General features: G+C 57.7%; 14 protein-coding genes and 1 tRNA gene. 11 read left to right on the top strand and 4 right to left on the bottom strand.

Annotated features, from left to right (window positions below; all coding sequences use genetic code 11):
* The first annotated feature begins 368 nt into the window (after nt 1-368).
* Complete coding sequence (locus tag T518_RS10290) at nt 369-1,238, top strand: MTAP family purine nucleoside phosphorylase (protein WP_036378653.1); 870 nt, start codon at nt 369-371, stop codon at nt 1,236-1,238.
* A gap of 107 nt (nt 1,239-1,345) precedes the next feature.
* Here T518_RS10290 and T518_RS10285 read toward each other — a convergent pair whose 3' ends face one another.
* Nucleotides 1,346-2,224, bottom strand: coding sequence for a response regulator (locus tag T518_RS10285; RefSeq protein WP_036378651.1), 879 nt, complete (start codon nt 2,222-2,224; stop codon nt 1,346-1,348).
* Nucleotides 2,221-3,600 carry an ATP-binding protein gene (locus tag T518_RS10280; protein ID WP_051652305.1) on the bottom strand — a complete coding sequence of 460 codons (1,380 nt, stop codon included), beginning with the start codon at nt 3,598-3,600 and terminating at the stop codon, nt 2,221-2,223. Before T518_RS10280 ends, T518_RS10285 begins: the two co-directional genes overlap by 4 nt.
* Before the next feature lie 272 nt (nt 3,601-3,872).
* Between T518_RS10280 and T518_RS10275 the strand changes: the two genes are divergently transcribed.
* The 9 genes from T518_RS10275 to T518_RS10235 all read left to right on the top strand — a co-directional run bounded on the left by T518_RS10275 (nt 3,873) and on the right by T518_RS10235 (nt 12,022).
* Nucleotides 3,873-5,291 carry a DASS family sodium-coupled anion symporter gene (locus T518_RS10275; protein WP_036378649.1) on the top strand — a complete coding sequence of 473 codons (1,419 nt, stop codon included), beginning with the start codon at nt 3,873-3,875 and terminating at the stop codon, nt 5,289-5,291.
* Between the two features lie 284 nt (nt 5,292-5,575).
* Nucleotides 5,576-6,964, top strand: a complete 1,389-nt coding sequence (locus tag T518_RS10270; RefSeq protein WP_036378647.1) for an aspartate ammonia-lyase — start codon at nt 5,576-5,578, stop codon at nt 6,962-6,964.
* Nucleotides 6,965-7,169: 205 nt separating this feature from the next.
* Nucleotides 7,170-7,355 (top strand): ferredoxin, encoded by a 186-nt coding sequence (locus T518_RS10265; RefSeq protein WP_036378646.1) that lies wholly within the window; start codon nt 7,170-7,172, stop codon nt 7,353-7,355.
* A 107-nt stretch (nt 7,356-7,462) separates the two neighbouring features.
* Nucleotides 7,463-8,062, top strand: coding sequence for a GTP cyclohydrolase I (folE, locus tag T518_RS10260; protein ID WP_036378645.1), 600 nt, complete (start codon nt 7,463-7,465; stop codon nt 8,060-8,062).
* Complete coding sequence (gene folP / locus T518_RS10255) at nt 8,031-8,882, top strand: dihydropteroate synthase (RefSeq protein ID WP_036378643.1); 852 nt, start codon at nt 8,031-8,033, stop codon at nt 8,880-8,882. The genes folE and folP overlap by 32 nt, the downstream gene beginning before the upstream one ends.
* A 20-nt stretch (nt 8,883-8,902) precedes the next feature.
* Nucleotides 8,903-9,265 (top strand): dihydroneopterin aldolase, encoded by a 363-nt coding sequence (folB, locus tag T518_RS10250; protein WP_036378642.1) that lies wholly within the window; start codon nt 8,903-8,905, stop codon nt 9,263-9,265.
* A complete protein-coding gene (gene folK, locus T518_RS10245) occupies nt 9,262-10,290 on the top strand; it encodes a 2-amino-4-hydroxy-6-hydroxymethyldihydropteridine diphosphokinase (RefSeq protein ID WP_036378640.1) in 1,029 nt (342 codons plus the stop codon). Before folB ends, folK begins: the two co-directional genes overlap by 4 nt.
* Nucleotides 10,271-10,945: a uracil-DNA glycosylase gene (locus T518_RS10240; RefSeq protein ID WP_036378639.1), complete on the top strand. Its 675-nt coding sequence runs from the start codon at nt 10,271-10,273 to the stop codon at nt 10,943-10,945. Before folK ends, T518_RS10240 begins: the two co-directional genes overlap by 20 nt.
* Before the next feature lie 39 nt (nt 10,946-10,984).
* Nucleotides 10,985-12,022: a LacI family DNA-binding transcriptional regulator gene (locus tag T518_RS10235; protein ID WP_036378636.1), complete on the top strand. Its 1,038-nt coding sequence runs from the start codon at nt 10,985-10,987 to the stop codon at nt 12,020-12,022.
* A gap of 62 nt (nt 12,023-12,084) precedes the next feature.
* Here the strand turns inward: T518_RS10235 and T518_RS10230 are convergent, their stop codons facing one another.
* Nucleotides 12,085-12,447, bottom strand: a complete 363-nt coding sequence (locus T518_RS10230) for a PTS glucitol/sorbitol transporter subunit IIA (protein WP_081828486.1) — start codon at nt 12,445-12,447, stop codon at nt 12,085-12,087.
* Between the two features lie 219 nt (nt 12,448-12,666).
* On the opposite strand from T518_RS10230, the gene T518_RS10225 reads away from it, so the two are divergent.
* Nucleotides 12,667-12,742, top strand: a tRNA-Gln gene (locus T518_RS10225).
* Between the two features lie 92 nt (nt 12,743-12,834).
* Here T518_RS10225 and T518_RS12230 read toward each other — a convergent pair.
* Nucleotides 12,835-13,054: hypothetical protein (locus T518_RS12230; protein WP_211248216.1), on the bottom strand; the 220-nt coding region annotated here is incomplete at its 5' end.

Raw genomic sequence — 13,054 nt, 5'->3', positions numbered from 1 at the left:
GGGCTATCGCTCTGCTCCTGCAGGCGGAATGCATGCCCCGCCCTCAGTAACGGCCTGCTATCCGGCTTCGTCGCGCTGATGAATGAGCTCTATGGTGCGCCTAGAAAACGGGCTGAGCTTAGGCCGGGGTGGTGTGTGCCGCCTGGAGCCGCGCAGTGATAGCCCGCAGGGCTGGGGCCCGAGGTTCTGCGGCTTCTATTGCCGTGTAAAGCGCCGCGGCAGGCGGCGAAGCGGCTTGGAAGGATACTCTGGCATGGGCCCCATTTAACGGAGCGGCGAAGCCGGCACATACCACCCCGGCCCTTTGCCATAAGCTGCTCCATTCAACGAATCGATCCAGCGTACTACAAAGAAAGAGAGGCATAATCATGGCAAATGAACAGCAGGCAGTGAACGCAGAGATCCCGCGTGCGGACTACGCCGTCGTCGGCGGCTCGGGCACGCTCTCGAGCAATTTCCCGGCGAACCTGCCCGATGAAGATGTGAAGATCCTTGAGGACAACCTGTATTTCGAGACGCCGTACGGCAGGAGCCCCTCGATGCGCCTCTTCTGCGTCGGTGAGAAGCGCGTGCTGACCGTGCGCATGCACGGCTGGCGCTCTGGCGTGACGCGCGCCGATGCCTCGCGGCAGGTCTTCTGGGTCTTCCGCGAAGCGGGCGTCAAGCGCATCATCTCGGAGGGCGGCGTCGGCACGGTCAACAAACTCCTCGATTTGCGCGACTTCATCATCCCCGACGATTACCTCGACCTCTCGGTCCGCAAGGACGTCATGCTCGACGGGCGCTACCTGCTCATCATGCGCGATGCGCTCTGCCCCGAGATGCGCGAGGCCCTGATCCGGGCGACGAAGAAGCGCTTTGACGGGCGCGTCTTCACGCGCGGCACCTACGCCGTGACGGACGGCCGCCACTTCGAGAGCCCCGCGGAAGTCGCGATGATGAGCGGTCATGCCGACATCGTCGGCCAGAGCATTGCACCCGAGGTCTATCTGGCGCGCGAGATCGGCGCCTGCTATGCCGGCCTCTACTTCACCGTCAATTACGGCGAGGGCATCCGCAAGGCATGGTCGCATCAGGATATGGCGGACATCTTCTACGACGACGCACCGATGATCGGCGAGATTATCCTCGAGACAATCCGCACGGTAGACGCTGACGACCGCCATTGCGAGTGCCTCTCCTTGCGCAAGGAGACACTGCTCAAGGACGTCTACAATGAGGTTTCATCGAAGGGCTGAGACTGCCGCAACAAGAGCATATGAGAAGACGAGCTGTGCATAACTCCGCGATTTTTTCGGAGTTATGCACAGCTCGTCTTGATTTTGTGGATAATTTTGTGGATAAGTCAGGCTTCCTGCGAGGCGGTGTAGAGTGCCTGTATGAACTTCTTGGTGTTGATGTGAACCTTCGAGATCTGCGGTTTCTCGTTTTGCTGGATCATGCGCATAATGCTGCAGACCTCGGCGTAGTCGAAGTAGAACGGGGCGTATTCCTCGAACTTGGGGTTCGTGTAGTCGACGACGCCCATTGAGGCGGTGCTGACCATAGCCTGGAAGACGGCGCGGCGCAGGCGCTGCTCGATAGTCTTGGCTTCTTTCTGGACGTTCTCGGCGGCGTGCTGCTCGGCGACGGCGGTGAAGATAGTCTTGAGCGAGGGGATGGCTGAGCCCTTGTTGTGCGCCTGCAGGTAGGCGATGATCTCGATCAGGTCGTCGTAGCCCGCTGAGCCGGCCACGCCGAGCTCCTTGAGCAGGGAGGCGGCCTTCTGTTGCGGCGTGACCTCCTTCTGTTGCATCATGGCGATGTCCGGATTCAGCGTCGTCTGCAAGGTGCTCTGCAGGGTGTGGGCAAAGCGCTCGAGGCGGATGTATTCCTCTACGGACCGCATCACGCTGATGATCTCATTGCGGTTCAGGGGCTTCGTGATGTAGGCGTAGATGCCGCTCTCATAGGCTTTGCCGATGAGGTCCTTGCTGTTCACCTGCGAGATCATGATGATCTTGCCGGGGAAGTCCTGGAAGCGGCGCACGGAGGCGATGCCGTCGCAGTCCGGCATGAGCATGTCGATGAGCAGGAGGTCGATGTGGCGCGCGATAAGCTCTGCCGTCGTGATGTTTGCGGCACTCGGCAGCGAGGCGACAACTGTGCCGAGCTCGTAGTCTTCAATAATGTCCTGCAGCATATCGCGGATTGCTTCATCGTCGTCGATGAGCATGATGTTCATGATAGCGGTCCTTTCTGTTGAGATGATGCGGCGCCTGCCTTCTCTACGGCTGGCAGGTTGGCTATTGGGTGCGTCATCAGGCTGTTGAGCGGCAGCGCGATGTGGAACGTCACATTGTCCTTGCCGTCCGATGCCGCCGTGATGCTGCCGCCGAGATGTTCGGCGAGCGACTTGACGTATGTCAGTCCCACGCCGCTCGAGGCGCGGCCGTCACTGTCGTACTTCGTCGTGTAGCCGGGGCGGAAGATCTGGCGCAGGCGGCGCAGCGGGATGGAGCTGCCCGTATTCGTGACCTCGAGGTGGAGGTCACTGCCCATGCGCTTCATGGAGATGGCAATGCTGCCTCTCTCATGGATAGCCTCGATGGCGTTGGCCGTGAGGTTGTTGAGGATGGACAGGATCGTGTAGGCGTGGAGCTCCGGCAGTCTGGCGGACACATCTGTCGAGAATTCGATGCGCTTGTCGAGCTGGCGCGCGTATTTCTTCTGCGCGTGGACGATCAGGCGGCAGATCTCGGCAGGTGACAGATAGTCGTTGAGCTTGTGCGAGTTGTTCTGGCTCGTCATCTCGCTGAGCGCGGCGTAGATGCGCTGGTTGTCCTTCTTGATGTCGTGGACCTCGCCGGCCACGCGCAGGGTCTCCTGCGTGATGCGCGTGAGTTCTGCTGGGTCGTGCAGGCTGCGCAGGTCCTCGTAGATGCCGTAGCAGTCGTGCGTGGCCGTCTCCGCCTTGTGCAGGGCCTGCCTGAGCTCGAAGACCTCCTCGTAGATGTTCGCAATCATCATCGTCAGGCGATTCTTCTCGTGCAGTTCGTGGGCGAGGTGGATTTCCGTCAGATAGAGCTGCGACAGGAAGAAGAAGCTCAAGATGAAGAAGCAGCGCAAGAAAGCGATGCCCGTGAGGCGCGCGAGCACCGGCACCGTGATGATGGCCGCCTGTGTGCCGAGGAAGAGGTCCATCGTGTAGAGCTCCGCTATGCTCGCAATCACCTCGGCGATGATGGCCCAGAAGGCGATCTTCATGGCCTGCGTCGTGATGGGCGCACGGTTGAGCTTCATGCAAGAGAAGCAGATGGCATAGGTAAAATAGTAGAAAAACGTCGGGATGTGCTGGTAGACGCCCGTCGAGAGGGGCGCACCGCCAATCGCGTCGAGCGCTCCGCGGAACAGGACGACTGCAATGCCGACGGCGAGGCCCGACACAGCCATCGGCACGTTGCGCAGCCAGAGCAGGAAGAGCAGGAACATCGGCGAGCCAAAGCTCACGCGGAACGAGCTGAACTCATTGCCGAATGGATGGATGCGCGGCTCACCGGCCAGCGGCACGATGAGCAGCATGCATATAAAGATGAAGAGTTCCCGGTGTTTACTGATCATGTTGCCTCCTCCTCAGTGAATTATGTATACTGCCCTATAGTGTATCACACGGTTCTTTTTCCTGGCAACAGTTGTACCTATCGAAATGATAAATGGATTGCATCTAAAACACTGATATTATATCACAGCCTTCCAAGTTATGTTACAAGTTGTCAGTAAAAAAAAACTATTTACTCGATATTGTAGGATTCTGTCGATTTTGCTAGGCGATACGGTATATTGAATACAGTAATAAAAAGATAAGTCGTATTAATGACACAGGAGGGAATCATATGTCAAAAGAAAACAGCAGTAATTTGCTGCGTGGCCTGATCTGTGTGGCCATCGGAGCAATCATCTGGTTTATCCCAGCGCCTGCTGGGGTAGGCCCGCAGGCATGGGGCCTGCTCGCCGTCTTTGTCGCAACGATCGCCGGCTTCATCCTGCAGCCGCTGCCGCTCGGTGCCATCGCAATCATCGCCTGCGCACTCCTGCCGGTACTCGGCGTCATGAAGGCTGGCCAGGCACTCGAAGGTTTCTCGAACGGTACGATCTGGCTGATTGTATCGGCCTTCATGTTTGCTACTGGCTTCATCAAGACGGGCCTCGGCAAGCGCATCGCTTATCTGCTGCTCTCGCGCTTCGGCAAGAACACGCTGAGCGTCGCCTACGTCATGAGCGCAGCAGACTTCATCATCGCCCCGTTCACGCCGTCGAATACGGCTCGTGGCGGCGGCATCATTTACCCGATTGTCAACAGTGTCTCCCTGGCCCTCGGCTGTGATGCCAAGAGCGGCAAGAACAAGCGCACGGGCGCTTTCCTGATGTACAGTGCTTATGCGGCCGTCATCACCTCGGCCTGCATCTTCATGACGGGTGCATCGAACAACGTCCTCGCGAATACCCTGACGGAACAGGCCTTTGGCCAGTCCTTGAGCTGGATGTCCTGGTTTGAGGTCAGCATCATCCCGGGCCTGCTGCTCTCCATCGTCACGCCGTATCTGCTCTACAAGATCATCAAGCCGGAACTCACGGAAACGCCGGAGACGCTGGCTCTCGCCAAGAAGGAACTCGGCGCAATGGGCGCCATGACCGGCAAGGAAAAGGTTCTCTGCGTCATCTTCATCGCCTGCCTCGTCCTCTGGGCAACGGGCAGCATCCATCACATCGATTCTGCTATCGTCGCACTGCTCGGCCTCTCGGCCATGCTCATCACGCATTGCATTGACTGGAGCGACGTCACGAAACAGCATGGCGCATGGGATGTCCTCGTATGGATGGGCGTTCTCGTCAACATGGCTGCTTATCTCTCGAAATTCGGTTTCATGAAATGGTTCGCTGCCACGATGGCAGCAGCTTGCGCCGGCATGTCCTGGATGACGATGCTCATCGTCCTCTGCGTCATCTACACGATGGCACATTACCTGCTGGCCAGCAACAGCGCACACATCGCCGCGATGTTCATCGCTTTCATGACGATCCTCGTCGCAGCAGGTGCTCCGGTCATCCCGACGGCCATCATCCTCGCAATCCTCTGCAACAGTGCATCGTTCCTGACGCACTACGGCTGTGGCGTCACGCCAATCTTCTTCGGCACCGGCTTCATGGGCCAGGGCGAGTGGTGGAAGATCGGCTTCGTCATCACGGTCATGCACATCGTGGTCTGGATGGCTCTTGGCCTGCCAATCATGGGCATCCTCGGCATGATGTAAGGTAATCCCGATATAAGTTCTGATGTAAGTTTTCGTATAAGGTAATCATTGGAGAAAGCATCCGCGTGGTGCTTTCTCTAGATTATCTGTTACAGTGTATACAAAGAAAGACATTTTTCAAAAAAGTACTTGATTGTATTTTGTATACATGATACAATGCAATCAGCAAGCGGGGAGAACGAAGCCCGCTGAACTAAATGATAACAACGTGTACAACGCGAGATGATTTCATTTCAGGCGCCGCCTGGGAAATCAGGCGGGGAAAAGAAAGGAACGTGGAAAACATGAGAAAAGAACATGATTTCATTGGTGAGCTCGAAGTACCGGATGAGGTTTACTACGGTGTTCAGACGATGCGTGCCATCGATAATTTCCACATCACGGGCCAGACGATTGACCCGGATTTCGTTCAGAGCATCGCCCGCGTCAAGAAGGCCGCTGCTATGGCGAACATGGCTACGGGCCGTCTCGACAAGAAGATTGGCGAGGCACTGATTGAAGCTGCTGATGAGATCATCGACGGCAAGCTCCTCGACCAGTTCCCGGTTGACCCAATCCAGGGCGGTGCTGGTACGTCCATCAACATGAACATGAACGAGGTTCTCTGCAACCGCGCACTCGAGATCATCGGTCAGCCGAAAGGCCGTTACGACATCATCTCCCCGAACAACCATGCCAACATGGCACAGTCCACGAATGACTCCTTCCCGACGAGCATCAAGGTCTGCCTGAGCCACAAGGCTAAGAAGCTCACGGCGGCTCTCGACCGCCTCGCTACGGAGCTCGAGAAGAAGTCCGAGGAGTACAAGGATGTCCTCAAGATGGGCCGCACGCACCTGCAGGATGCAGTTCCTATTACGCTCGGCCAGGAGATGGGCATGTACGCATCGGCTGTACGCCGCGGCATCCGTCGCATCAACCACGCTGTAGAAGAGATCCATGTCATGAACATGGGCGGCACGGCTGTCGGCACGGGCCTCAACGCAGAGCCGGCTTACATCAAGAAAGTCGCTGAGACGCTCAGCGAGGTTACGGGTGAGACGTACGTCACGGCTGACAACATGATCGACGCGACGAACAACACGGACGGCTTCTCCGATGTCTCGAGCGCAATGAAGACGACGGCGCTCGTCCTCATCAAGATGGCCAACGATTTCCGCCTCATGGCTTCTGGTCCGCGCTGCGGCCTCAATGAGCTCAAGCTGCCGAAACGTCAGCCGGGTTCTTCCATCATGCCGGGCAAAGTCAATCCGGTCATCGCAGAAGTCCTCGACCAGTCTTGCTATCAGGTCATCGGCAATGACCTCGCAGTCTCGATGGCTGTTGAGAACGGCCAGTTCGAGCTCAACGTCATGGAGCCGGTCATGGCCTTCAACATGTTCAACTCGATGACGTACATGACAAATGCGGTCAACACGTTCGTCGACAAGCTCCTCATCGGCCTCGAGCCGAACCGCGAGCAGTGCCAGAAGTGGCTCGACAACAGCGTCGGCGTTGTCACGGCTCTGCTGCCGCACATCGGCTACGAGAACTCCGCTATGCTGGCTAAGGAAGCCTACAACACGGGCAAGCCGATCCGTCAGGTCATCATGGAGAAGGGCCTCCTCTCCCGCGAGAAGATGGAGCACATCCTCTCCCCGCGCCAGATGACGACGCCGGGCATCGCAGAATAATCGGTGACTGACTTCCTATTCCAATAGAAGATCTGGATCATCCCCATAGATCGAATTTCCCCCTAGAGCAAAAGGGCTCCTGCAAGGCTGATGGCAGGAGCCCTTTTTCGTAAGAATTGTTACACACGCATAGCTGCGGTTGTGCTATGATAGAGGTGTTCCATTCATCTGTAGTTGTGTATATATCTTAAGAGGAGGAATCATCATGAAGGGATATGTTGACAAGTCGGCCTGCATCGGCTGCGGCATGTGTGCGGATACGGCACCAGAGGCTTTCCGCATCGGTGAGGATGGCCTTGCCGAGGGCTATCAGGAGATTCCCGCAGATAGCATCGATAATGCGAAAGAGGCGGAGGCAGATTGCCCCGTCGGAGCCATCCAGGTCAAGTAAAATCCATAAGATCGAGAACAGCCGCCTCAGGGCGGTTGTTTTTTTTCGATGGATTTTCTATAATAAAAAATAATGATGAATCGTCAGGAAACGAGAGGGCAGATGATATGCGGGAACAGAATGAAAAGGCTGTGCAGGCCATGCGGGCCTTTTTGAAGGCGCTTGGCCTGGACCTGGAGCAATGCGGCATGGAGCGGACACCGGAACGGGTAGCCAGGCTCTATGGAGATCTATTCGATGGCCTTGGCAAAGACCCGGCTTCCATTTGGGGAGAGCGCTTCGCCTCGGAGACAAAGGGAATCGTGGCTGTGCGCCACATCCCGTTCTATTCGGTCTGCGAGCATCATCTGCTGCCGTTCTTCGGCGAGGTCAGCCTCGCGTATCTGCCGCACGATGGGCAGGTCGCTGGCTTCAGCAAGTTCGTCAAGCTCGTCGAGTGCTTTGCGCACCGGCCGCAGCTGCAGGAGCGCATGACGGCGCAGTTGGCCGCTGCCATCAGGGATGGCCTCGATGCAGAGGGTGTGCTCGTCGTCGTCGAAGCGGAGCAGCTCTGCATGACGATGCGCGACGGCATGGCCCGCGGCACGAAGACCGTCACGTCAGAATGCCTCGGGGCATTCCGCACGGACGCGGTGCTCTGCCAGCAGGCTTGGATGGTACTAGGAGGTAAACAGGATGACAGCACTGCGGAAATACACCTTTCATGATGGCAAGGAATTGGAACTGGGCAAGCGCACGCTCGTCATGGGCGTGCTCAACGTGACGCCGGATTCGTTCTCGGACGGCGGCAAGTGGAACACGCATGACAAGGCACTGCGCCATATGGAGGAGATGGTGCGCGATGGTGCGGACATCATCGATATCGGCGCGGAGTCCAGCCGCCCCGGCTTCCAGACGATGCCGGCCCAGCAGGAGATCGAGCGCCTCATGCCGTTCCTCGAAGCCGTGCTCAAGGAGTGCCCGGTGCCGATCTCTGTCGACACATTCAAGGCCGAGACGGCGCGCGAGGCCGCGAAGGCCGGCTGCCACATGCTCAATGATATCTGGGGGCTGCAGTACAAGGAGGAGCCGAGGGCGATGGCTGAGGTCGCGGCGGAAGCTGGCCTGCCGATTGTCGTCATGCACAATCAGGACGGCAAGGCGTATGCGCGCGATATCATCGAGACGATGAAGGACTTCTTCCGCCGGACGATCGAGATTGCTGACCATGCCGGCGTGCCACGGAATCACCTGATCCTCGACCCAGGCATCGGCTTTGGCAAGACGCCGGAAGGCAACCTGACCGTCCTGCGCCGCCAGCAGGAGCTCCTGACGATCGATGGGGTGGAGTACCCGCTGCTGCTCGGCACGAGCCGCAAGAGTTTCATCGGTGCCGCGTTAGGGCTGCCGGTTGACGAGCGCATGGAGGCGACGGGGGCGACGTGTGTCGTCGGCATCATGAAGGGTGCGGGCATCGTGCGCATCCACGATGTCAAGCCGATTGCGCGCATGTGCCGCATGACAGATGCCATCCTGCAGGCAGATTGAGTGGAGCGAGGAGCGAGAATATGGACCGTATCGTATTAGACCATATGGAGTTTTACGGCTACCACGGCTGCCTGTCGGAGGAGCGTCAGCAGGGGCAGAAGTTCTTCGTCGACCTGACGATGCAGCTCGACCTGCGAGCGGCTGGCGAGCAGGATGACCTTGGGCAGACGGTCAATTATGCGGATGTCTTCACAAAGATCCGCGGCATCGTCGAGGGAGAGCCCTGCCAGCTCATCGAGGCGGTGGCAGAGCGCATCGCCTCGATGGTGCTGCGGGAATACCCTCGCGTGCAATGCGTTGATGTGACAGTCCACAAGCCGTCTGCGCCAATCCCAGGCGACTTCCGCGATGTCGCGGTCGCCATCACGAGGGAGCGCGCATGAAGCGCTATACGTGTTATCTGAGCCTCGGAGCCAATCTCGGCGAGCGCGGAGAGACCTTGCGCGAGGCATTGCGCCAGCTCTCGCAGCTGCCAGAGACGCGCCTCACCGCGGTCTCGCCTTTTTATGAGACGGCTCCGTGGGGAAAACTCGATCAGCCAGCTTTCCTCAATGCCGCGGCAGCCGTCAAAACGACGCTGACGCCGCAGCAGTTGCTGCATGGATGCCAGCGCATTGAGCGGGCACTTGGGCGCGTGCGCCACGAGCACTGGGGGGCGCGCACAATCGATATTGACCTGCTGTACATCGCGGGCGTGTCACTCGTGAGCCCGGAGCTCGTGTTGCCGCATCCCTATCTGACGCAGCGCGCCTTCGTCCTGCGGCCGCTGACGGACATCGCACCGGAGCTCGTCATAGAGGGAAGGCCCGCGCGGGAGTGGTGCCGATCGGTAGAAGACCAAGAGGTCTCACCGGCCGCCGAGCTTTCCGATCCCTGGCCGCTCAGCATGATTGCCTGCATCGACGAAGGCCGCGGCATTGGGTATCGCGGTGAGCTGCTCGTGCACCTGCCCGAGGACATGAAGCATTTCCGCGCCCTGACAGAGGGGCAGGTGGTCATCATGGGGCGCAGGACGATGGAGTCCCTGCCAGGGAAGAGGCCACTTGTCAACCGGCAGAACATCGTGCTGTCGCGCCAGCTCGAGGGAGCGGAGGGCTTCCTCATCTGCCATAGCCTGCCAGACCTCTGGCGAGTGCTCGGACGCCTGTGCGCAGAGACGTCGCAACGGAAACTCTGGTGCATCGGTGGGGAAGAGCTCTATCGCGTACTGCTGCCCTATGCGCATGAAGTCTGCCTCACGCGCCTCAAGGCGGTGTACCAGGCCGACTGTTTCTTCCCGAGACTCGATGATTTCTCGTTGGTGGATGCAGACGACCGGGAAGGCTATGTATTTGAGCGATATGAAGCAGCAGGCAGAATGCTGGAATATAGAAAGAAGTTGTTAGGCGATGGAAATCTTTCACAATGATTGGGCAGAGCTCCTCAATCCGGAGCTCAAGAAACCGTATTACCGCAAGCTCAGGCAGTTCCTGATCGGGGAGTACCGGACGCACCACGTGTATCCGGACATGTACTCGATCTTCAACGCCCTTCACTATACGAGCTATGCGGACACGAAGGTGGTCATCCTCGGCCAGGATCCGTATCATGGACCGGGGCAGGCGCATGGCCTCTCGTTCTCCGTGCTGCCCGGCGTACAGCCGCCGCCATCCCTGCTCAACATCTTCAAGGAACTGGAAACGGATCTCGGCTGCAAGGTGCCGAACAACGGCTGCCTCAAGCCTTGGGCGGATCAGGGCGTACTGCTGCTCAACACGGTGCTGACCGTCCGGGAGCATCAGGCGAATTCACATCACGGGCAGGGCTGGGAAATCTTCACGGACCGCATCATCGAGCTGCTCAATGCGCGCGAGAAGCCGATGGCATTCATACTCTGGGGGACACCGGCCCGCCGCAAGAAGGCGATGATCACGAATCCGCATCACTACATCGTCGAGTCGCCGCACCCGAGCCCGCTGTCGGCTTCACGCGGCTTCTTTGGCAGTCGCCCGTTTTCCAGGGTCAATGACTTCTTGAAGCGCACAGGGCAGGAGCCGATTGACTGGCAGCTGCCGGACATTTGATTTTTCAGGAGAGCTGTCTCCTGTTTTGGAGGGAATATTGTGGGAGCAAAGGTAACGATCAAGGATGTCGCGGAACTGGCCGGCGTCTCGAAAAGCACCGTATCGCGCTATCTCAATCACGGCTACATCAGCCTGGAGAAGCAGCAGAGAGTGCGTGAGGCCATCGAGCAGACGGGGTTCAAGTCGAACTTCTTTGCCAAGCGGCTCAAGACGCAGGAGAGCAAGCTCATCGGTATCGTCCTGCCGCGCATGGATTCCGTGACCGTCGGCAAGCTGCTGTCGGGCATCAACCGCATCTTCGATCCGGCTGGCTACCAGGGGATCCTGCTCGTCAGCCATCTTTCCATCGAGAAAGAGCTCGAGAACATACAGAATCTGCAACAGCAGGGCGTCGATGGCATTCTCGTGGACTCAGTCGGCCTGACTGACAGGCATATTGAACTGGCCAAGACGACATCTGTGCCAATCGTCTACACGGGCCAGTGGAATGAGGCCGTGCCGAGCATCAAGATCGACGACTGGGCCGCCGGGCGCATGGTCGGCGCATACCTGCGGCAGATGGGACATCGTCATGCCGTCTTTGCCGGTGTCACGCAGACCGATAAGGCCGTCGGCGTTGACCGCAGACAGGGCTTCGTCGAGGCGTTCTGTGAGGACCGTCCTGAGGCGCGCGTGGATTTCGTCGAGACGGGCTTTGACTTCTTGTCGGCTTACAACAAGGGGGCAGCCATCCTGGAGCTCGCACCAACCGTCGTGGTCGGCGCGACGGACAACATCAGCCTCGGCGTCCTGCGCTATCTCCACGAGCGCGGCATCCAGGTGCCGGAGCAGATCTCCGTGGTCGGCTTTGGCGGCTACGACGTCGGAGCTGTTGTCTATCCGGCGCTGACAACTGTGGCCTTTGACTACGAGCTGCTGGGCATGAAGGCGGCACAGTACCTTCTGGACCTGCTGGCCCATCACGCGGGCGAGGAGAATATGACACTGCCGCTCTTCTTCGTCGAGCGCGAGAGCGTGCGCAACCTCACGGAAAAATACGAGACAAAGGCTCCAGCTTCGTATCTCGAACTGACCTGATATTGACAATAAAAATGGACTCTGCCATGGCAGAGTCCATTTTTGCTCAAGATAAGAGCAACTTATTTCTTGGTGAAGGTGATATGAGCCCCGACCGAGAGCGTCGGCTGAGACGGGCCCTTGACGATGATCTGGCCCGGCATCGAACCCGTTGCATTGAAGATGATCGTGCAGTGGCCTTCTTCGCGGATGTTGTCGTTGACCGCATCGCCGACTTTCTCGACCGTGTACTTCACACCGCCCATCAGGAGCTTGTCGCCCTTCTTGATGTCCTCTTCGAGTTTGCCCGGCGTATGCTCGATGACCATGTCCGAGAGATTCGGGCGGATGCCCTCGTCGAGCAGGATCGCACTCTTGTTGTTCTCGAGGAACGTGCGCGCGAGATTGCCGATAGCTGTGATCGAAACATCGTATTTAATTTCCATGATTTTCCTCCCTGTATATACACAATATCCATCAAACAACGTCATAAACGCCATGAACGTCACAAGTCGATATCAACTATATTATAACATAACCAAACGCCTGTGAAGGGGTAACGGCGCTTTTTGTACCAGGTTTTCAAAAAAACGGAAAAAAATACTTGCCAAGATGCCAAGGATACGCTATAATAGTTTTTGTTGACAGCGACTGGCTGAAGACACAGGGGTATCGCCAAGTTGGTAAGGCACGGGTCTCTGAATCCCGCATGCGTTGGTTCGAGTCCAGCTACCCCTGCCATATGGAGATGAGCATCGCGGAAGCGATGCTTTTTTCGTATCATGGCGCATCTCGGCGAATCCGAGGTCTCATGCAACTTTTTTTGAAAAAGTTCAAGATAACGGTTGACAAATGCTTGCGCGTCCTGTAATATAATACAAGTCGCCGCGAGACACCGGCTCAAGCGAGAACATCGCTCCTTGATTGGAAGCGCCTTGCTGGAGCGGATGACTCAGATAAAAAGAAAAATAAAAAAGTTCTTGACAGTCTGAAAGAGATGCGGTACAATAAATGAGTCGCTTGAAGCAAAGCCTTTCAAACGAAAGCGAGCTT

It is taken from the genome of Mitsuokella jalaludinii DSM 13811 (assembly GCF_000702905.1).
Taxonomy (GTDB): Bacteria; Bacillota; Negativicutes; order Selenomonadales; family Selenomonadaceae; genus Mitsuokella; species Mitsuokella jalaludinii.
The sequence above is the reverse complement of the archived record's forward strand: the minus strand, read 5'-3'. Positions and strand labels throughout refer to the sequence as shown.